Here is a 21,357-nt window from a genome sequence, read left to right as displayed (position 1 = left end):
ATTAATTAATTAATTAATTATTGATGGTAAAGTGAATAAAAAACATCATCTACTCAATAGAAAATGTTAATAATATTAACAATACCTTTATAATAATTCTGTTTATGATTTTATCTAAAATTTTACGTATAAGCACATCTATTTTTAAACGAATTATAAATAATGCTTAAATTTTTTTTAGTTTTTTGAAATAATTTATTCCTTAATATCACTGCAGATAAAATTCCATTAAATATCAATATATAGCATAATAAAAATTTTTTATCCCATTGATAAATAATCATAAAATTAATGTTAATAAAAATAAACAACCAATAAACACTCAACAACCATGGTCAATCAAACGGAATAAATAATTCCTTGTCACAGCTACGATTAAAATTAAAGATAAAATAATCAAGAAATACACAAAACAACACTTTAATCATACTTAATATTATTAATAGATAATCATCAACAACGGTAATAAATAATTATGTGTAATGTGTGATTAAATAACATATTTGGGTATAATAATAATCGTAGAAAATAACTCAACATAGCTAAATTATCTAATTAAATGCAATACAACAAAACAAGAGACTAACTAAACTAAAAAAAATATTATTTACAACAATAAAAAGAAATTAAATCATTTATTTTAGCCTATATTTATTCAATCCAAATCAATGGAATACACATGGCGGTTAATATCCCCATTATAATATTAAATAAGAACCATGCTCGTCTGCTTTGTAAAAAACGACTGATAAATGTTCCACCTAAAATCCATACCATACCAGCGATAAAATTTACCACCAACATCACAACACTAATTACACCAATCGATCCCAAATAACCATCACCGGCTAAACTAAAACTTCCTACGGCGCCTAGTCCCATCATCCAAGCTTTTGGATTTAAAAATTGCAATAATCCACCTTGAAACGCCGTCACTGTTTGGGGCACTTTACTTGAAATATCTAATCGTTGATAAGAAGCGGTTGCTGTTTTCCAAGCTAACCAACAAAGATAAATGCTACCAATAATCTTTAAACCGATATGCAATGCAGGATAAATAATCAATAATGTCGCAATACCAAACGCAGAGCTAAGTAATACACATTGCATTCCGACGATAATGCCTGCCATCAACGTTAAAGAGCGTTTTAAACCAACATGAGCCCCCGAAGAGGTTAATAGTAAATTATTAGGTCCGGGCGTAATGGCTGCAATAAAAAGGAAAACGCTCAACGAAACAACTAGGCTATTTGTCATAGTGAAATGCTCAAAGATGTGACAGATGTTTTATTTTCACCGAAAATAGCAGTATGTTATTTAGCAAACAAGCATTAATTCATTTTAATAAACGGAACTATGTCTCAATATTTTGATCCAATACCTTGGGCTAAGAATCCCCATTTACAGACACTTTTGCCTCGAATAGTGCGAAGAACGCCACTATTAACGCCTTATTGGCAACGGCTTAATTTGCCTGATAATGATTTTGTCGACTTAGCATGGAGTGAAGAACCCAAAACAGCGCAACATAAGCCCCGTTTGGTTATCTTTCATGGTTTGGAAGGTAACTTTAATAGCCCTTATGTTCATGGCATGCTAGCCGCGGCGAAAGCGCGAGGATGGCTAGGTGTTGTCATGCATTTTCGAGGCTGTAGTGGCGAACCCAATCGGCAAAAACGCATTTATCATTCTGGTGAAACAGAAGATGCCCGCTATTTTCTGAATTGGTTAAAAGAGCAATTTGGCGAACAACCAACCGCAGCGGTAGGTTACTCTTTAGGAGGCAATATGCTGGCCTATTATCTTGCCGAAAGTGGTGAAAATGCGGTATTAGATGCCGCTGTTATAGTGTCCGCACCTTTGATGTTAGAACCTTGCTCAACCAAAATAGAGCGAGGATTTTCGCGCTTCTATCAATGGTATTTACTGAAAGGGTTAAAACGCAATGCGACTCGCAAATTGATCCGCTATCCCCAATCGTTACCTATTAGTCTATTAACCATTAAATCCATTAAAAAGTTACGTCAATTTGATGATCTGATCACGGCAAAAATTCACGGTTTCAAAGACGCCCTTGATTATTATCGTCAATGTAGCGCTCTCCCTTTACTCAATCAGATCAAAAAAAATACACTTATCATTCACGCCAAAGATGATCCCTTTATGTCTACAGAAGTGATACCTGATATCACAACATTACCCAAAAATATTGAATACCAATTAACAGAATTTGGTGGGCATGTAGGTTTTGTTAGTGGAAAACTCTCTAAGCCTGTAATGTGGCTTGAAAAACGTATTCCCGACTGGCTATCAACCTATTTGGAGAAAGTAAAATGATCATCCCTTGGCAAGAACTATCAACCGAAACGCTAGATAACTTGATTGAAAGTTTCGTTTTACGAGAAGGGACTGATTATGGTATGCAAGAGAAAACGCTTGAACAAAAAGTTGCCGACGTAAAAAAACAACTCGTCTCGGGTGAGGCCGTGTTAGTGTGGTCTGAGCTTCATGAAAGCGTCAACATTATGCCAGCTGCACAGTTTCGCCCTGATTGATCTTACCTAAGTTGGCACTATCACATCACATTTAACAATAAGGTATAGCCCTTATTTTGAAAAGGAACATGATATGTCAATCAAACACCCTATTATTGCTGTTACTGGTTCAAGTGGTGCAGGTACTACTACAACCAGCCAAGCTTTTCGTAAAATATTTCAGCAACTCAACGCCCATGCAGCCTCTATTGAAGGGGATAGTTTTCACCGTTATACACGCCCTGAAATGGATATGGCCATTAGAAAAGCGAAAGAGCAAGGACGGCATATCAGCTATTTTGGCCCTGAAGCCAATGACTTTAATTTATTAAGTTCAACCCTAAGTCACTATAGCCAAACAGGGCAAGGGCAATTTCGCAAATATCTTCATTCTTATGATGAAGCAACCCCTTATAACCAATTACCCGGGACATTTACACCTTGGGAAGCATTGCCAGAAAAAACAGATATTTTATTTTATGAGGGATTGCATGGTGGAGTCGTTACCGATCAACATAATGTCGCTCAACACGTTGACCTATTAGTCGGTGTTGTGCCTATTGTTAACCTTGAATGGATACAAAAATTAATTAGAGACACCACAGAGCGCGGGCACTCTCAAGAAGCGGTGAGAGATTCTGTGGTACGTTCGATGGATGATTATATCAGTTACATCATTCCACAGTTTTCTCGCACTCATATCAATTTCCAACGCGTTCCTACGGTGGATACCTCTAATCCCTTCTCAGCTAAAGCTATTCCAACACTGGATGAAAGTTTTATTGTTATTCGCTTTCGTGGCTTAACCGATATCGATTTCCCCTATCTATTGGCAATGTTGCATGGTTCATTTATGTCGACTATCAATACTATTGTTGTTCCAGGAGGGAAATTAGGCTTAGCGATGGAATTAATCATGGCACCACTGGTGAAGAAATTATTGAATGGTGAAAAAATTAGCTAAAATAGATATGTTATTTTTGACGAAAATAATATCCCCGTATTTTAGGGATATTATTTTATATATTAAAATTTATTTTAAAATATCAAATTTATTCAGGATCTTTAATTTCAAAAGAGTGCGTAATATTGGCCGCTTTTCCTAACATTAAAGAAACAGAGCAATATTTTTCTGCTGATAATTGTACAGCTCGCTCAACAATTTTATCTGTCAACGCTTTGCCGGAAACAATGAAATGTAAATTAATATCGGTAAATAAACGAGGTGCCTCTTCACGACGTTTTGATGTTAATTTCACTTCACAATCAGTGACTTGGTGGCGACCTTTACGTAAGATACTCACCACATCAATAGCACTACAACCACCCGCAGCAATTAATACCATTTCCATCGGACTAGGCGCTTTATCACCTGAATTACCATCCATCATAACTTGATGGCCGGAAGATGATTCGCCAACAAAAGATAAATCTTCAACCCATTTAACACGTGCTTCCATTTTATTTTTCCCCTAAATACAACTAAGACTAAAAGAGTACATTCTCATAATTCAACTAGCAATTAGCAAATAGGTTTATTATGCTGACTGCGTAAAACGAGACTTAATGCGTTAACTGTGTTAAAAACAATATCTGCTTGATGATAGTGGTTAAGATCAATGCATTATTTTCTCATTTATTATAATCTATTCCTTATTAACTTTCCGAATTCTCAGGAAGTTAATCGGTAAAGATAGGATTTTAAGCACGCTGTATCAAAAGGGTGTCAATCCGTTTTGAAAGGCTGCATTAACGTACAGAGGATAACGCGAATGGTTCTCGGCAAGCCGCAAACAGACCCGACTCTTGAATGGTTTTTGTCACACTGCCATATTCACAAATATCCATCCAAGAGCACGCTGATCCACCAAGGTGAAAAAGCGGAAACACTTTATTATATTGTTAAAGGTTCCGTGGCTGTTCTTATTAAAGATGAAGAAGGAAAAGAGATGATCCTTTCCTACCTAAACCAAGGTGACTTCATCGGTGAACTTGGATTATTTGAAGAAGATCAAGAACGTAGTGCATGGGTTAGAGCAAAAACAGCCTGTGAAGTAGCAGAAATTTCCTATAAAAAATTCCGCCAATTAATTCAGGTCAATCCTGACATTCTGATGCGCCTTTCCGCTCAAATGGCGAATAGATTACAAACCACATCAGAAAAAGTAGGTAACCTTGCTTTCCTTGATGTAACAGGTCGTATTGCACAAACTTTATTAAATTTAGCTAAACAACCTGATGCAATGACGCATCCTGATGGCATGCAAATTAAAATTACACGTCAGGAAATCGGTCAAATTGTAGGTTGTTCACGTGAAACTGTAGGCCGTATTTTAAAAATGCTGGAAGATCAAAACCTCATTTCAGCACACGGTAAAACTATCGTTGTTTACGGTACTCGTTAAGTTGCATTGAAAACAGCCCATTTAACTGATGGACAGTGATTATTTTGTATGAAGCCCCATCGCAATGATGGGGTTTTACATTTGAATTCACTCTGCTTTTACAAACTCATCAAGCGCTTTTCGTAACGCATTCATGCCCTCTTGTAACTCTTCGAGGGTAATAATCAGCGATGGTGTAAAGCGTATTACATCAGCCCCGGCATTTAATATCATTAAGCCATGCTTAGAGGCCAGTGCAAGTAACTCTTTTGCTTTACCTGCATACAGTGGTGCTAACTGCGCGCCAATTAATAAGCCTTGTCCACGAATTTGAGAAAACACAGCATAAGTTTGGTTTATCGCCTGCAATTCATCCACTATCCAACGATGACGCTCACTGACACCTTCTAATACCGCCTGAGTGTTGATTAAATCAAAAGCAGCATTGCCTACTGCACAGGCTAATGGGTTCCCCCCATAAGTCGTACCATGTGTTCCTACCCCCATTACCGAAGCGATATCCTCGGTGGTTAACATCGCACTGAGAGGAAAACCACTACCTAATGCTTTGGCACTGGTAATAATATCGGGCTGTATATCATAGTGCATATAAGCAAATAGTTTGCCGGTTCGCCCCATACCCGTTTGTACTTCATCAAGAATTAATAGCGCTTGATGCTTATCACATAGTGTACGTAAGCCATGCATAAACTCCGCTGTCGCCGGTGTCACTCCGCCCTCACCTTGGATAGGCTCCAGTATTACGGCACAAGTATGAGAGTCAATCACGGCTTTTACAGCATCAAGAGAGTTAAAAGGGACATGTATAATATCCGCAGGTTTAGGACCAAAACCATCCGCATATTTAGGTTGTCCCCCAACAGAGACTGTAAAAAATGTTCTACCATGAAAGGCGTGGTGGAAGGCAATTATCTTCGTTTTATAAGGATTATGACGGGTAATAGCGTAATGTCGTGCTAATTTAAGTGCGGCTTCATTCGCTTCTGCCCCAGAATTGGCAAAAAAGACACGTTCAGCAAAAGTATGTTGGATTAATTTCTGAGCTAAACATAATGCCGGCTCATTAGTAAACACATTACTTACATGCCAAAGCTTCTCACTTTGCTCTTGCAGTGCTTTATTCAATAGTGGATGCGCATGCCCAAGCGCTAGAACAGCAATACCACCAGCAAAATCAATATAGGATTTTCCCTGTTGATCCCAAACACGGCTACCTTGCCCTTTAACAGGAATAAAATCTGCTGGTGAATAAATTGGCAACATTACCTGATCGTAAGTTGCCCTATTAATACGTTGATTTATCATTACCCCACCTGACCGACATTTAGCTATACAATGAAAATATAATCACTAAATATGAATAAAAAATCAAATAAGGTTTGATATAAAAGTGGATAATGACGCTAAATTTTCATTATCCAATTAATATTTAAGAAAATTATTTAATAACTCATGCCCTTGTTCACTCAGAATACTTTCAGGATGAAATTGCACACCTTCAATGGGTAAAGTACGATGACGTATCCCCATAATTTCATCAACATTCCCGTCATGTTGGCTCCATGCTGTAACCTCAAAAGGGACAGGCAAGGTTGTCGCATCAATCACTAAAGAGTGATAACGGGTAACGCTTAAAGGTCGATTAAGCCCTTTAAACACCCCTTGCTGATTATGGTGTATTAATGAATTTTTGCCATGCATCACTTCACGGGCTCTGATAACGGATGCACCAAAAGCTTGCCCAATCGCCTGATGACCAAGGCAAACACCTAAAATAGGTATTTCCCCGGCAAATCGCTGTATCGCCTCAAGAGAGATCCCTGCTTCATCTGGCGTGCAAGGTCCCGGAGAGATAACAAGATGTGATGGCATCATCTTTTCTATCTCTTTAAGCCCAATCTCATCATTACGTTTAACAACAACCTCCGCCCCCAGTTCACAAAAATACTGGTAAAGGTTGTAGGTAAACGAGTCGTAATTATCAATAAGTAACAGCATATTAGCTTATCCGACTGATTTTATTATCATTATCTGTTTTAATGCTATTTTGAAACCGTTATATCCCTGACAAAATAGCTCGTTATTCAACCGACCTGGATACAACGAAGCCGATTATCATAGCACAGGTGTAAAATATAAATAGTAAGTAAGAAAAGCTGTTGATTTATTGCGCAATAACAATAATGACGGTGATTATTCATCAATTAAGAGATAAATAAAGCAAACAAGCGCGGTAATAGAAGATCATATGTCAAAAACAAAGATCAGAAATAATTTTTTTGATCGACAATATCCAGAATGTGAGAACGCATTCTGGATATCTGTTCATTGACTGACTTAGGCTAGAGAAGTGTCTAACCTAATCACCCATTATTCTTTAACCACCTCAGCGGATAAAATCGTCACGGTTTTAACGGGTACATTTTGGTAAGGACCAATATTGCGGGTTTGCACTTGTGAAATTTTATCGACAACATCCATGCCTTTCACTACTTTACCAAACACCGCATAACCAAAATCACGTTGACCGTGATCTAAAAAGGCATTATCAGCAACATTAATAAAGAATTGGCTTGTGGCACTGTCTTTATCTGATGTACGAGCCATTGCAATGGTGCCTTTTAAGTTACGTAAGCCATTATCAGCCTCATTCTTAATCGGCTCTCGTGTCTGCTTTTGTTGCAAATCTGCCGTAAATCCCCCACCTTGGATCATAAATCCGGGGATCACTCGATGAAAAGTGGTCCCGTTATAGTAACCATCTTCGACATACTGAATAAAATTTTTCGTTGTGATAGGGGCTTTTTTATTATCCAGTGACAGTTCAATATTGCCTTCAGATGTGACTAATTTAACAAAGGTCTCTCCCGTTGCAGCCATTGCAAGGCTTGTTGTTGTCAAGGTGCAAGCGGTAACGAGAGTGACAAAAAAACGTTTTAACATGCAGGGATCCTTTACTTTAATAGTCTACAACTTACTTAATATGCAGCGATTTTAATTCGCTGGGGCAAATAGTGCCAATCATTTACCTTTATTTACGCACAATAAACGCATTTACATCATAACAGGGTAAATTTTCATGTTTAATTACTGTTATAAGTCGCTAAATTACGCCAAAATAGAGGGAATAGTTAATTAATCGATTTTCGATTCTCTATGCAAAACTCATCTTAGTATGCATGAGGAAGCGCATTATTTCAGAGAGGCTTATACCATAATGACCCAATTTAATTACCAAAAAGCACATTTCATTATCAGTGCACCTGATATCCGCCATTTACCACCAGATACAGGAATTGAAATTGCCTTTGCGGGTCGTTCTAATGCGGGTAAATCCAGTGCATTAAATGCACTAACGCAACAAAATGGATTGGCAAGAACCAGTAAAACACCCGGTCGTACTCAACTTATCAATCTGTTTCAAATTGAGGAAGGACGACGTTTAGTCGATTTACCTGGCTACGGATATGCTCAAGTCCCCGAAGAGATGAAACGCAAATGGCAACGCTCTTTAGGTGAATACCTGCAAAAAAGAGAGTGCTTAAAAGGAGTTGTTATTTTAATGGATATCCGTCATCCATTAAAAGATCTCGATATGCAGATGATTGATTGGGCGGTGGATTCAGAGCTTCCGACTCTCGTCTTGCTCACTAAAGCGGATAAATTAGCATCAGGGGCACGTAAAAAGCAGTTAATGGCGGTACAGAATGCACTGTCAGAAAAATCAGGTGATATACGTGTTGAGTGTTTTTCTTCTTTGAAAAAAATAAGGCATTGATAAATTACGTAATACCTTAAATGAGTGGTTTACTGATACTAACGAGCCAGAGACAGAAGCTTAACTCGCTATCCGCTTTACTAGGGGAAAATATGGCTTCCCCTTCCATTCTTAGCATTAATCACTCGTGCAAATTTTAGATAAAAAAATGCCCCAGTCGAAATAAAGTCGACTGGGGCAGCTAATATTCAGCTAAATCCGATTACGTGAAGTAAAAGGTCTGAAAGATAGAACATCTTACCTCTGTACCCTACAAGAGATAATGTACTCTATTTTTTTGGCTAATAAAAGCCCTTTTGTAATTTTTTTTCACATGCAAACACGATTCAGCTTGATGTTTATGTATTCAAACGCTCAATAAATGTAGTTTAATTACATATTTATGAGATCTAAATCACCTGTAAAAAGTGCTTAAAAATAAAACAAATCACACAAAATGTGCGGTTTATACAGACTAATTTTGTGATAGGCTTATCGCGAGACCGTAATAAATTTGTAAATTAGCGATAAAATGAGGTATTCATGGCTGTATTAACGCTACTGCATTTTCCTGATGAGCGACTACGCAAAGTTGCTACACCTGTGGAAAAAGTAGATGACGAAATACGCACATTAATCGATGACATGATTGAAACCATGTACGCAGAAAGAGGAATTGGCTTAGCGGCTCCTCAGGTTAATGTCTCTAAACGTATTGTCGTTATTGATGTTTCTGAAAATAGAGATCAACCCATTGCTCTTATTAACCCAGAAATTATCAGTACTGAAGATGAAATAATGGATATGATGGATGGTTGTCTTTCTATCCCAGACTCTTTTGCTCCCACACAACGCTTTCGCTACTTAAAAGTCAAAGCACTAGATAGAAATGGGGATGAAATCGAGCTAGAAGCAGCCGATCTCTTTGCTGGCTGTATTCAACATGAGCTAGATCACCTCAATGGTAAACTATTTATAGACCATTTATCGCCGTTAAAACGTCAACGTATCGAGAAAAAACAGAAAAAATTAAGCAAACTCAACAGCACCCAAGTTGCTTAATGGAATGTATTTAACTTTTGATATTGTTAATACTAATGACTTTTATAGTGTAAGCTCAGTCAAACAACTGGGCTTTTTATTTTTTATCCCCCCACACTTCCTATTGCCCCTTCCCAAGCTTTAAATATAGCAAAGCGGGAAAACCTTATGGCTATCCCGCTTAAATTCATCAGTTAAAAAAACATACTGATATCTATTATAAACAAAGTGTTATCTCGTCATTAATGGGCTTCATCCCAGTTATTACCGACTCCGACTTCGACTTTCAGTGGAATAGCAAGCTCCATGCTACTTTCCATGAGTTTATGGATCATCGCATTTGCTTTTTCTAAATATGACTCTCGTACCTCAAACACTAATTCATCGTGTACCTGCATAATCATATGTACATCATCAGGGCATTCATGACAGATCCAATTATCCACCGCAATCATTGCTTTTTTAATGATATCGGCTGCTGTTCCCTGCATAGGTGCGTTAATCGCTTCACGCTCTGATGCTTTACGTCGGATCGCATTTTTAGAATTAATCTCTGGCAGATATAAACGGCGTCCATCTAACGTTTCCACATAGCCTTGCTGTGACGCTTGTTTGCGGGTACGCTCCATATAATCTAATACCCCTGGATAACGTTCAAAATAGAGATCCATATATCGCTGTGCTTCTTTTCGTTCAACACCAATTTGTTGAGATAAACCAAAAGCACTCATCCCATAAATCAGACCAAAATTAATTGCTTTAGCGCTACGGCGTTGCTCAGCGGTGACTTCGTCTAAAGGTATACCAAACACTTCAGATGCAGTAGCTCGGTGAATATCTTTCCCTTGAGCAAAAGCATCAAGCAAACCTTTATCTTGCGATAAATGCGCCATAATACGTAATTCGATTTGAGAATAGTCGGCAGCAACTATTTTAAAACCATCACGGACAATAAACGCTTGGCGAATACGACGCCCCTCTTCATTTCTTACTGGAATATTTTGCAGATTAGGATCACGAGAAGATAAACGTCCTGTCGCAGTCACCGCCTGATGATATGAAGTATGCACCCGCTTAGTTTTACTATTGACCATCAACGGCAATTTATCCGTATAAGTCGATTTTAATTTTGCCAATCCACGATGTTCTAAAATTAAACGAGGTAACTCATGACTATGCGCTAACGCTTCTAACACTTCTTCATTTGTTGAAGGAGCACCTTTTGGTGTTTTCTTGATAATAGGAAGATTGAGTTTTTCAAATAAAATCTCTTGTAATTGCTTAGGTGAAGAGAGATTAAATTCTTGCCCTGCTAACGCGAATGTCTCTTTTTCAATCTCAGCTAAACGTTGAGTGATTTCTTGGGATTGCATGGCAAGCACTTGTGCGTCAATCAATACGCCCTTACGCTCCATGCGTGAAAGCACAGGGACTAATGGCATCTCAATATCATGATAAACGTGTTTTAGCGGTGCAATCGCCTCTATTTGAGGATAAAGCGCTTGATGCAGTAACAAGGTAATATCAGCATCTTCCGCTGCATATAAGGTCGCTTGTTCAACCTCAATCTGATTAAAAGTAAGTTGCCCCTTACCTTTACCAGCAATCTCTTCAAATGTCGTCGTTTTATGATTTAAATGCTTTTCCGCTAAGGTATCCATATCATGGCGGCTACTCACACTATTTAAGACATAAGACTCCAACATGGTATCAAAATAAATACCGTTTAATTCGATGCCTTCATTTTCCATAATGCCGCGGTCGAATTTCAGGTTTTGCCCAATTTTTAAGATGGTTTTATCTTCTAAAATCGGTTTTAAAGCAGTTAGTACCTCATCAACAGGTAATTGCTCTGGTGCATCTAGATAATCATGACGCAATGGAATATAAGCGGCCTTGCCAGGCTCTACCGCAAATGACAGACCGATTAAACGTGCATCAATATTATTCAAGCTATCTGTTTCAGTATCAAAAGCAAAGGCGGGCGCTTTTTTCAGTACCTCAACCCAGCGCATTAAGCTTTCATGAGTCAATATAGACTCATAGTTCTCTTGAGAGATAACCGGGAAATTGTCTGCAGCTGGCTGCTCTTTGGGTGTTGCGACTTCTGCACTATAGGGGACTGGCGCTTTACGGCTACTGCGTTGAGCTAACCAACCACCATTTTGTAAGTCACTTATCCAGCGTTTAAATTCATAACGCGTAAACATTTCAAGTAACTTATCTAAATTAGGTTCATTAACCACTAAGTCATCAAAGGTTTTATCAAGCGCTACATCTGTTTTAATTGTCGCTAATTGATAAGAAAGTTTGGCAACTTTCTCATGTTCAACCATTTTAGCGCCAAGTGTTTTCGCACCTCGGAAACTCAATGTGGCTATTTTATCAAGCTGTTGATAAATATCCTCTAAGCTACCAAGTCCTTGCAATAGCCCTAATGCTGTTTTTTCACCCACCCCCGGAACACCGGGAATATTATCTGATGAGTCACCCATCAGGGCGAGAAAGTCGATAATCAACTCCGGTGGCACCCCATATTTTTCTTTAACTTCATCGGGGCCTAAAATAACATTCGTCATCGTGTTGATAAGTGTGATATTGGGCGTAACTAGCTGTGCCATATCTTTATCACCGGTACTGATTAACACATTACGACCATCACTGGCTGCTTTTAATGCCAATGTGCCAATCACATCATCAGCTTCGACGCCAGTAATAGAAAGTAACGGTAAGCCCATAGCTTGAACCATTTCATGCAAAGGCTCAATCTGCTCACGCAGATCATCTGGCATTGGTGGGCGATTAGATTTATATTCCTCATACAACTCATCACGGAATGTTTTGCCTTTAGCATCAAACACAACCGCCACATGACTAGGCTTATACTGAATTATTAGGCTGCGTAGCATGTTTAACACACCATACATCGCCCCTGTGGGTTCACCTTTGCTATTAGTTAGCGGAGGAAAAGCATGATAGGCACGATAAAGGTATGAAGAGCCATCTACAAGGATAAAGGGGTTTTCTGCTATCTGGACCATAATCTGTTCATCATTGTTCTGAGGTTCATTGATATGACTAGAATGCCACATTGCAACGCAATAGACGAATATTACCTGAGATTATTGACAAACTTCTTATCACGATAGACAGATATAATTATCGGTTAGTCACCGACAATCATTGATTCGAATAAATCAAGCAGATCAATTTTATCTTAATAAAAAGACGATAAATATTATTCGTTTTATACAAAATAATGACTAAAAATAATATAGAAACACCTCAATAATATATGGTTATTTATATTCTCTATATTATTTTTAATAAAATACGGTAATAAAACACGGTATAGTTAATTAATTAAATAATTGCAGTAAGGCAAGCAATAGTACCAAATAGAATACCGGGAGCATTAGCAATCGCAACGGGATATTCTTTACTTTTCACGCCATAATAAGTCCATAATAAACAGTTTATGGCTGCAACAAAAGGCTGGAATGGGCTAGTTTTAATGCCATTAAGATTGTCCATTATTTGTGGAATATAAGAGACATACATACCACAGGCAGTGACTGTTGCTATCCAACTGACTAATGTGACAATATTAATTTCATTTAGCGTGGCGAGTTTCTGTTTAATTTTCCTCATTAATTTATTTATTGGGTTATTCGCTAATCTAATTCCACGATAAGGAACAAGGCTTGTTGAGGTAGATTCATCGAGTAAAGTAAGATTTTCAGGATCTGTTTCGTTTTGCATCACGCCTCCTACTGTTATTTATCCAATATATAAAAATGAATTTTTTATTTTGGATAATAAATATAACTATTACCAGTTCTAGCATAAGTAAAAGAATATTGTCAAATAAGCAAAATGGGAGAATAAAGCAGTTAAATTAAATGCTAAAGAATTATTATTAATATAAAATCTACATTTTTCATTATTCTAAGAGGTTAGCTATTTAACATTTCCAAACACTAAGCAATTACACTTAGCAACGGAAAATAATAAACTAAAATATAACAAGTTATTGCTTCTTTATCTAAAAAAATTAGCGCAACACAACCATAAACAAGGAACCAAAAGAGTCAGTTCGTTAATATTGATTTACAGTAATATTACAGACTATTTCCCTGACATTACATTGTTTGTATTATTCATGAATATCCTGTGGATAACTCTGTGAGTATTTTTGTAACCCTATCTATATTAAGTGATTAAGTCTATTTTCACTTTATTAACATAATTAAAAAATCAATGACTTACGATGCATTACTAATTATATTGAATTAATTAGATATACATCAATTAATGTGGATAGTTATATTATGAAGGAAATATGAAGAATAAAAAAATGGCACTCACAAACAGTGGGTGCCATTTTTATCTAACATTGGTAGCTATTTCTACTTATCTATCAATTAGCAATAATTGATCAATTATTTTTTCATCAGTAATTGATTGACGACATCAGAATAAGCTTTTGCATACTCTTCTGGTGATTTAGCACTAATGCCATCATTTTTCATTTTATATTTACCATCAATAACCATTGCCGGTACACCATTAATTTGGAAATCAGTTACCGCATTTTGTTGTTGGCTTACCAATGAGTTAACCACAAAACTATTAATTGCTGCATCATAATCTTCCGCTTTTACCCCTGCATTAATAAAGGTAGTGCGAATATCATCAACAGAGCGAATAGATTGTGTTTCTTGTATTCCTTTAAATAAGGCTGGAGAGACTTGGTCTTCAACACCTAATGCAATAGCAACCGCCCATGCACGGGTCATCTCTTTACCTAACGGCCCTAAGAAGTCAACGTGGTAACGAGCCATTTTGGTGTTTTCTGGTACATTTTTTTCAACTGTACTATTGACCTTATACACTTCAGAAAACTGATAGCAATGAGGGCAATAAAAAGAGAAAAATTCAACCACTTGTGGAGCACCTGCAACAGGCTTAGAAAGATTTGTATACTGCTTACCTTCAGAAATATCGGCAGCTGAAACACCAAATGCTAACACCATACTTGCTAACGCCAGCCAAATTTTTTTCATTTCGTATTATCTCCTAAAAATTAATACATTGGGCTAAGTTGTAAAGGTGGCTCATTTAATTGCTCCACTTGCCCTTTAAATAAAGCGAGTTGTTTAAACCAAAAGTCTTGCTCTTGAAACCAAACAAAGGTTCTTGGAAAAGCAGGATCCTTCCAGCGCTTTAATACCCATGCGATATAATGCACCATTCTCATCGCACGTAGAGGTTCAATTAATGATAGTTCTCTCACATCAAAATCTTGATATTCATTATAAGACTCAAGCAATGTATCTAGCTGTATAAGCTGATCTTGCTTTGAGCCACTTAATAACATCCAAAAATCTTGAATTGCACTTCCCATACGAGAATCATCAAAATCAACCATAACGACTTCATCACGCCACAATATATTGCCGGGATGACAATCCCCATGTAGTCGTAATTTTTTCCATGTTGAGTCTGATAATTTAGGACTCACTTCATGAATAATTTTATCAATAGCATCAATAAATTGAGATTTTAATTGCGTTGGAACTAAATCACTTTGTTCAAATTCTAATTTTGGCGCGACCAAATAGTCCGCAACAGACAGTGTCGGCCGATATTGATAGCTCTTTTTTCTACCTATTTGGTGAATACGTCCTAATGTCCGCCCCACCTCTTCAAGCTGAAATAGATTATCAGTTTCATATGCTCTTCCCCCAATACTTGGGAATAATGCAAAATAAAACCCTTCATTAGAAAGATGAACTGTTTCGCCTTTTACCTCGATAGGCGCTGCGACAGAAACCTGTGCCTCTTTTAGCGCTAAAACAAATTCATGTTCTTCTTTTATTTGTGAATAGCTCCAACGTTGAGGACGATAAAATTTCACCACATAACGTTGTTTATGCTCATCCATAAACTGAAAAACACGATTTTCGTAGCTGTTTAATTCCGTCAGCCCTGAATCAGGATAAAACCCAATATTAATTAGCGCATCCCAAATACTATCGGGAGACAATCCTTGAAAATTAAATGAGGCAGATATGGCCATGTCCTATCCTGAAATTAATCTTTAATCACACCGCGAGCACGTAAAATAGCTGTTTTGAAATCTTCTTCATAATCTTTCTTCAGCCCAGGAATAACATCTGTGGGTGCGGTATTGCGCATTTTTAGATGATAGATCAAAATATCATCAGTTAGATCAGCAAGTTGACCTTTAAAACCTGCTTCATCCGCCAGTTTCTGTAATAATTGAACTAAGTTTAAATCAGAATGCTCTTCCCATACTGGGTGCAATAATTCCATCACTTCATTAAGACGGTGACATTTCATACAAAAAATCCTTATTATTAAAATAACAACAAAGTACCAAGTATTCTCTAAGAGAAAAAGACAACCTCTGTCAATCTGCGTAAATATTACGCTTTTTTAAAAAAATTGCTGTTGCTTTACATGTAACCAGAATAAGTTCGTGCTTTCTATTACTATATCGTCTTTACTTGATAAGTATTGTTCGCAATTTTTCGCAAACTCATTCACAAATATTGACTATGAAAAACCAGAATATCACAGGCGGTATACTCGCCGGTGGCCAAGCTACTAGAATGGGAGGCGCTGATAAAGGGCTTCAACTCTTACATGGGCTACCTTTATACCTCCATATTGCCCAAAAGTTATCACCACAGGTTGCCTCTATTCTGATTAGTGCAAACCGTAATCTGGAACGCTATCGCCAAAGCCAGTATCCTGTTATCACCGATGAAACCAGTGATTTTTCCGGTCCTTTAGCTGGAATGCTGGCATTATTAAAACAAGCTCAAACCCCTTGGGTTGTGTTTGTTCCTTGTGATGTCCCCTATTTTCCTAGCAACTTGGTTGAAACGCTCTATCGTCACAAAGGGGATGCCTTAGCCGTCTATGCCGACGATGGGCAGCGAGAGCATCCAACACTGGCACTGTTAAATCGTTGTCTTATTCCAACACTTGAGGCTTATCTCGCTCAAGGTGACCGTAAATTAATGCTATTTATGCGCCAAATCGCCGCTAAACCGGTTTTATTTGCTAATCAGGCCGCAGCCTTTATTAATTTAAACACACCTGAAGATATAGCAAACGCCAATCACATAGCAAAATAGGAGCTCATAAGATGACACAAAATCAGTTACCGCTATTAGGGATCACCGCTTGGAGTGGTACAGGTAAAACAACCTTACTAAAAAAACTTATTCCTTTGTTGCGTAACAGAAATATTCGGGTTGGTATGATAAAACATACCCATCATGATATGGATGTCGATAAACCAGGCAAAGACAGCTATGAACTTAGAAAAGCCGGAGCCGAACAAACATTAGTCGCTAGTCAACAACGTTGGGCATTAATGACCGAAACCCCTGATTTAGCTGAGCTGGATTTGTACTATCTCGCTTCTCGTTTTGATGCAAGTAAACTCGATATGATTTTAGTGGAAGGTTTCAAAACAGAGGCTATCCCTAAAATTGCACTTTACCGTCATATCAATGAGCGAAGTGTTAATGAGTTATTGGATGAGCATGTGATTGCACTAGCTAGTGATAGTGATTTAGACACATCCCTCCCACTGCTAGATATTAATTCGCCAGAAGCTATTGCTGATTTTATTATTCAGTGGCTAACGGAAAAAAAATAGCCATAAAAAACGCTAAAGAAAGTTGCCCTTCTCTAGCGTTTTATAAAATTGGTTTACCTTAAAATAAGGTAAAATACAGGGTGTCTTTATTTAGCAGGACGAACTGCAATCACTTCAATTTCTACACGCCATGCTGGATTAGCCAATTTAGCCACTTGGAATGCTGAACGTGCTGGTAATTGATTGGTTTTTGAAGCGTCATAGAACTTAGAATAACCGTTCATAAAGCCTTTAAAATCCATAGTGCCGTTATTCTCTTCACCACCAACTAAGAATACTTGCATCTTAACCACGTCTTTCATATCAAGACCAAGGTTATTCAGGTTAGTTTTGATTTGTTCTAAAACATTAATAGTTTGCTCTTCGGTATTACCGTAAGAAGCTAATTCACCTTCTGGTGCATCTGCGGATTTCTTAGTAGGCACTTTACCACTTAAGAAAACCAGATTATTACCTGCGTTAATTTCAACTGCTTCTGAAATAGGCATACCGTCTAATTTATGATGCACAACATTCTCCGCTGCATTTGCACTTGCTACACCGAACACGAAAGGTAAAGCAACAAGTAGACTTTTATAGCGCATGAAAACTCCTTAATGTGTTTAATTACAGTAAAACAAGGGTTTACTTCTTAAAACGATCCAAACTAAACGGCGTTGGATCAATAACAGGTTTCTTGCCCATGACAATATCAGCGGTCACTTCACCCGCTGCTGGGCCTTCGGTCATACCCCACACTGTTGCCGTGTTAATCACTAAGCCTGGGTATTCTTTGACCTCAGAAATGATAGGTAATTCATCAAATGTTGGACTCACAACGGCACCCCAACGTTCAACAACTTCTGATTTTTCAAATACTGGGAATTCTGTTTTCATTCTTTGGAAAACAGCATCTAAGTGTTGCGTATTTTGTGTTGCCGTGGCAACTCGGAATTGTTCGAATGGTGTTTTTTCATCTAAATTCCAAGAGGTCGGCATTTTAAATGAATTAAATAGATCTTCACCAATAGAGAATTCCAACGGTAACTCTCCGCCACCTAATAAGTGCATAAATTTAGGCCCTAGCAGGAAGCTATCTTTGACTATTGAACTCGTAAAGATACGTGGTGCAACGGCATAAGTACCATCCGCTTGCTCGCGGAAATGAATACCATTAGGTAAATGCACATTACCACGTGGTGCACCAGGAACCCCTGAGACACGTTGTTGTGATAGATATACATTGAGCGTTGGGATATCAATACCCATATTGCCCATAAATAAACGTGACCAGATACCCCCGGCGAGTACAACTTGAGAAGTTTTAATCGCCCCTTTCTCACTCACCACATCAGAGATTTTACCACCCGCAGTTTCAATACCTCTTACTGCACAGTTGGTATAAATTTTCACACCGATTTGTTTGGCATAACGAGCGAGTGCAGGTGTGCCTGTTTCAGGATCAACAGAGCCTGAATCTTCTTCAAATGCAGCAACAGTCCATGGCGTTTGAGCACCGACTAAGCGATTTGATAGCTCTTCACCTTTAATGATGCGAGTATTTAATGGTGTATCAAAACCTGCCGCTTCTTTAGCTGTTTTGATCCACGCTTGAGCTTTATCTAATGCTTTTTCATCTGCCAGCGCTTCTACACGACCTTGAGTACGATAACTGGTATCTGCACCAATTTTCTCATTCATGCCACGCCATAATATTTTCCCATAATGGTGTAATGGGAAGATTTCTGGTGATGTTTGGTAACTAATAATTTGGCTGTATGCACGGCCTGATTGCTCACCGGCAATCTGACCCTTTTCTAAGATAGTGACACTCATACCACGTTCAGCAAGGTTAATAGCGGTCATGATCCCCTGAATACCGGCACCAATAATCACTACATCTGCTTCTTTAGGAAGAGCCCCTTGCGTACCTTCAACAAATGATGCTCTAGATTTAGCTTCCACAAATTTGCCGTCACGGCGAACCATTGGAACTAAAGCCGCACCACCTGCTAAAACGCCCGCAGCACCAACACCTAAAAGTAGCTTTCTCCTTGAAATGTTCATCTTTTACCTCAGTAATAGTCTTACTATTTATATTGTTATTAGATTATTTTTTAGAGGCTTTATAATATCATGTTTTATTATAATGTTAATGAATATAATAATTTGTTAATAATACTAATAAGACATAATACCATTAGAAACATTATGGTTACTTATAAAAAAAAACCTATTGATAATAAAGTGGAATAAAAGAGTCGAAATAAGTATTAACTTGAATTAAAAGGAAAAGTATGTCTTAGATGGAGGTATTGATAAGAAAGGGTATAAATATTTTATTAACATTTAACGACTGATGTTGTATTTAAAGCGACCATTTATGCAGATAAAATAAATAGACTCGATAGCACGATTAGCTAAAATAAAAAGCGAATACCACTATAGTAGTACTCGCTTTTTAATTAAATGTGAAAAAATTAACGCATTGTCACAAATTCTTCCGCCGCCGTTGGGTGGATAGCAACAGTATCATCAAAATCTTTCTTCGTGGCACCCATTTTTAATGCCACTGCAAAACCTTGCAACATTTCATCCATGCCAAAACCAATACCGTGGATTCCGACAATTTTTTCTTCAGCACCCACACAGACTAATTTCATCCGACAAGGCTGACGATGGCGTGTCACTGCACTATACATGGCAGTAAAAGAAGATTTATAGACTTTCACTTGCTCAGCGCCATATTGCTCAATAGCTTGAGGTTCCGTTAAACCCACAGTACCAATAGCTGGGTGACTAAATACCACTGTTGGAATATTGGTATAATCTAAATGTTCATTAGGTTTATTATTAAATAATCGCTCTGATAAACGACGTCCAGCAGCTACCGCAACAGGGGTTAATTCTACCGCACCTGTGTTATCACCTACGGCATAAATACCGGGCACATTGGTATTTTGGAATTTATCAACCTGAATATACCCTTTTTCATTTAGCTTAACACCCGTAGCCGCTAAATTGATATTATCTGTAGCAGGTTCACGACCAATTGCCCAAATTAAAGTATCTACCGTCTGCTCTAAGCCATTTTCAAGTTGTAACGTTAAGCTACCGTCGGCATTTTTAACCACAGCTTTAGGAACTGCATGGGTGTGTAATTTAGGCCCTTCCGCTTCCATGACTTCCACCAGCGTATCGACGATTAGTGGATCAAAACTACGTAATGGTGCATGTTTACGCACAAATAAGTGTGTTTCACTCCCTAACGCATTTAATACACCCGCTAATTCAACAGCAATATAGCCGGCACCCACAACAGCAACACGTTTTGGTAATGCGCTAAGTTCGAAGAAACCATCAGAGTTAATACCATATTCAGCCCCTGGAATGTTTGGCTGAATAGGACGGCCTCCCGTGGCGATAAGTATATTATCTGCGGTAATTTTTTCACCGTTTACTTCAATAGTATGCGCATCAACAAAACGGGCAAAGCCTTGGATAACATCAACTTTATTATTACCTAATACACGTTCATAAGATTGGTGGATACGATCAATATAAGCAGTACGGCTACTGATTAATGTATCCCAATCAAAACGGTTTACTGTAGTATCAAAACCATAATCAGGACCGTATTGATGAATTGCTTCGGCAATTTGCGCAGCATGCCACATCACTTTTTTCGGGACACAACCGACATTAACGCAAGTGCCACCTAGCGCTTTCGCTTCAATTAATGCACATTTTTGGCCATACATAGCCGCTCTATTGATTGATGCGATGCCACCACTACCGCCACCAATGGCGATATAATCGTAATGTTTGCTCATAATTGATCTAATCCATTTATCTGTAGAAAAATAGGTACCTAACAGGCTAATTCTTTCATGTAATAAAGTCTATTATGACAAATTTTATTACTTAGCAGGTTAGGTTTTC

At 37.9% G+C, this 21,357-nt stretch carries 21 protein-coding genes and 1 pseudogene; 8 read left to right on the top strand and 14 right to left on the bottom strand.

Annotated elements, in window-relative coordinates; all coding sequences use genetic code 11:
- Nucleotides 1–651: 651 nt before the first annotated feature.
- Nucleotides 652–1,257: a LysE family translocator gene (locus tag HMPREF0693_RS17040; protein WP_004246878.1), complete on the bottom strand. Its 606-nt coding sequence runs from the start codon at nucleotides 1,255–1,257 to the stop codon at nucleotides 652–654.
- Between the two features lie 99 nt (nucleotides 1,258–1,356).
- On the opposite strand from HMPREF0693_RS17040, the gene HMPREF0693_RS17035 reads away from it, so the two are divergent.
- The 3 genes from HMPREF0693_RS17035 (at nucleotide 1,357) to HMPREF0693_RS17025 (ending at nucleotide 3,498) form a co-directional block, all read left to right on the top strand.
- On the top strand, nucleotides 1,357–2,337 hold the full coding sequence (locus HMPREF0693_RS17035) for a hydrolase (RefSeq protein ID WP_004246877.1): 981 nt from the start codon (nucleotides 1,357–1,359) through the stop codon (nucleotides 2,335–2,337).
- A complete protein-coding gene (locus HMPREF0693_RS17030; RefSeq protein WP_004246876.1) occupies nucleotides 2,334–2,555 on the top strand; it encodes a YheU family protein in 222 nt (73 codons plus the stop codon). Before HMPREF0693_RS17035 ends, HMPREF0693_RS17030 begins: the two co-directional genes overlap by 4 nt.
- Nucleotides 2,556–2,628: 73 nt before the next feature.
- Nucleotides 2,629–3,498 carry a phosphoribulokinase gene (locus HMPREF0693_RS17025; RefSeq protein ID WP_004246875.1) on the top strand — a complete coding sequence of 290 codons (870 nt, stop codon included), beginning with the start codon at nucleotides 2,629–2,631 and terminating at the stop codon, nucleotides 3,496–3,498.
- 88 nt (nucleotides 3,499–3,586) lie between these two features.
- Here HMPREF0693_RS17025 and HMPREF0693_RS17020 read toward each other — a convergent pair whose 3' ends face one another.
- A complete protein-coding gene (locus tag HMPREF0693_RS17020; RefSeq protein ID WP_004246873.1) occupies nucleotides 3,587–3,994 on the bottom strand; it encodes an OsmC family protein in 408 nt (135 codons plus the stop codon).
- A 312-nt stretch (nucleotides 3,995–4,306) separates the two neighbouring features.
- Here HMPREF0693_RS17020 and crp point away from each other — a divergent pair, with 312 nt between their 5' ends.
- A complete protein-coding gene (gene crp, locus HMPREF0693_RS17015; protein ID WP_004246872.1) occupies nucleotides 4,307–4,939 on the top strand; it encodes a cAMP-activated global transcriptional regulator CRP in 633 nt (210 codons plus the stop codon).
- A gap of 87 nt (nucleotides 4,940–5,026) precedes the next feature.
- Here the strand turns inward: crp and HMPREF0693_RS17010 are convergent, their stop codons facing one another.
- The 3 genes from HMPREF0693_RS17010 to ppiA form a co-directional block, all read right to left on the bottom strand.
- A complete protein-coding gene (locus tag HMPREF0693_RS17010; protein WP_004246871.1) occupies nucleotides 5,027–6,244 on the bottom strand; it encodes an aspartate aminotransferase family protein in 1,218 nt (405 codons plus the stop codon).
- Nucleotides 6,245–6,361: 117 nt separating this feature from the next.
- A complete protein-coding gene (locus HMPREF0693_RS17005; protein ID WP_004246870.1) occupies nucleotides 6,362–6,937 on the bottom strand; it encodes an aminodeoxychorismate synthase component II in 576 nt (191 codons plus the stop codon).
- A gap of 372 nt (nucleotides 6,938–7,309) precedes the next feature.
- Nucleotides 7,310–7,882, bottom strand: a complete 573-nt coding sequence (ppiA, locus tag HMPREF0693_RS17000) for a peptidylprolyl isomerase A (RefSeq protein WP_004246869.1) — start codon at nucleotides 7,880–7,882, stop codon at nucleotides 7,310–7,312.
- Nucleotides 7,883–8,156: 274 nt separating this feature from the next.
- On the opposite strand from ppiA, the pseudogene yihA reads away from it, so the two are divergent.
- Nucleotides 8,157–8,781: pseudogene (gene yihA / locus HMPREF0693_RS16995) on the top strand (ribosome biogenesis GTP-binding protein YihA/YsxC).
- 124 nt (nucleotides 8,782–8,905) lie between these two features.
- On the opposite strand, the gene spfP reads toward yihA, so the two are convergent.
- Nucleotides 8,906–8,953: a small protein SpfP gene (gene spfP / locus HMPREF0693_RS19870; protein WP_438361642.1), complete on the bottom strand. Its 48-nt coding sequence runs from the start codon at nucleotides 8,951–8,953 to the stop codon at nucleotides 8,906–8,908.
- A 286-nt stretch (nucleotides 8,954–9,239) separates the two neighbouring features.
- Between spfP and def the strand changes: the two genes are divergently transcribed.
- A complete protein-coding gene (gene def / locus HMPREF0693_RS16990; protein ID WP_004246867.1) occupies nucleotides 9,240–9,758 on the top strand; it encodes a peptide deformylase in 519 nt (172 codons plus the stop codon).
- Between the two features lie 221 nt (nucleotides 9,759–9,979).
- On the opposite strand, the gene polA is transcribed toward def, so the two are convergent.
- The 5 genes from polA to HMPREF0693_RS16965 all read right to left on the bottom strand — a co-directional run bounded on the left by polA (nucleotide 9,980) and on the right by HMPREF0693_RS16965 (nucleotide 16,103).
- Nucleotides 9,980–12,778, bottom strand: coding sequence for a DNA polymerase I (gene polA / locus HMPREF0693_RS16985; protein ID WP_036932505.1), 2,799 nt, complete (start codon nucleotides 12,776–12,778; stop codon nucleotides 9,980–9,982).
- A 322-nt stretch (nucleotides 12,779–13,100) separates the two neighbouring features.
- A complete protein-coding gene (locus HMPREF0693_RS16980) occupies nucleotides 13,101–13,499 on the bottom strand; it encodes a SemiSWEET family transporter (protein WP_004246864.1) in 399 nt (132 codons plus the stop codon).
- Between the two features lie 680 nt (nucleotides 13,500–14,179).
- Nucleotides 14,180–14,803 carry a thiol:disulfide interchange protein DsbA gene (dsbA, locus tag HMPREF0693_RS16975; RefSeq protein WP_004246863.1) on the bottom strand — a complete coding sequence of 208 codons (624 nt, stop codon included), beginning with the start codon at nucleotides 14,801–14,803 and terminating at the stop codon, nucleotides 14,180–14,182.
- Between the two features lie 20 nt (nucleotides 14,804–14,823).
- Entirely contained in the window at nucleotides 14,824–15,819 is a 996-nt protein-coding gene (locus HMPREF0693_RS16970; protein ID WP_004246862.1) for a serine/threonine protein kinase, read from the bottom strand.
- A 14-nt stretch (nucleotides 15,820–15,833) separates the two neighbouring features.
- Nucleotides 15,834–16,103, bottom strand: a complete 270-nt coding sequence (locus HMPREF0693_RS16965) for a YihD family protein (protein ID WP_004246861.1) — start codon at nucleotides 16,101–16,103, stop codon at nucleotides 15,834–15,836.
- Nucleotides 16,104–16,321: 218 nt separating this feature from the next.
- Here HMPREF0693_RS16965 and mobA point away from each other — a divergent pair, with 218 nt between their 5' ends.
- Nucleotides 16,322–16,906 carry a molybdenum cofactor guanylyltransferase MobA gene (gene mobA / locus HMPREF0693_RS16960; RefSeq protein WP_004246859.1) on the top strand — a complete coding sequence of 195 codons (585 nt, stop codon included), beginning with the start codon at nucleotides 16,322–16,324 and terminating at the stop codon, nucleotides 16,904–16,906.
- Between the two features lie 11 nt (nucleotides 16,907–16,917).
- On the top strand, nucleotides 16,918–17,436 hold the full coding sequence (gene mobB, locus HMPREF0693_RS16955) for a molybdopterin-guanine dinucleotide biosynthesis protein MobB (RefSeq protein ID WP_004246857.1): 519 nt from the start codon (nucleotides 16,918–16,920) through the stop codon (nucleotides 17,434–17,436).
- Between the two features lie 86 nt (nucleotides 17,437–17,522).
- On the opposite strand, the gene HMPREF0693_RS16950 is transcribed toward mobB, so the two are convergent.
- From HMPREF0693_RS16950 to gorA, 3 genes are all read right to left on the bottom strand, one after another.
- Nucleotides 17,523–18,020 (bottom strand): RidA family protein, encoded by a 498-nt coding sequence (locus tag HMPREF0693_RS16950; protein WP_004246856.1) that lies wholly within the window; start codon nucleotides 18,018–18,020, stop codon nucleotides 17,523–17,525.
- Between the two features lie 40 nt (nucleotides 18,021–18,060).
- Complete coding sequence (locus tag HMPREF0693_RS16945) at nucleotides 18,061–19,482, bottom strand: NAD(P)/FAD-dependent oxidoreductase (protein ID WP_004246855.1); 1,422 nt, start codon at nucleotides 19,480–19,482, stop codon at nucleotides 18,061–18,063.
- Between the two features lie 413 nt (nucleotides 19,483–19,895).
- Nucleotides 19,896–21,248 carry a glutathione-disulfide reductase gene (gorA, locus tag HMPREF0693_RS16940; RefSeq protein ID WP_004246853.1) on the bottom strand — a complete coding sequence of 451 codons (1,353 nt, stop codon included), beginning with the start codon at nucleotides 21,246–21,248 and terminating at the stop codon, nucleotides 19,896–19,898.
- Nucleotides 21,249–21,357 lie beyond the last annotated feature (109 nt).

The sequence above is a fragment of the Proteus mirabilis ATCC 29906 genome (assembly GCF_000160755.1).
Lineage (GTDB): Bacteria > Pseudomonadota > Gammaproteobacteria > Enterobacterales > Enterobacteriaceae > Proteus > Proteus mirabilis.
This window is presented reverse-complemented; position numbering and strand designations above follow the sequence as displayed.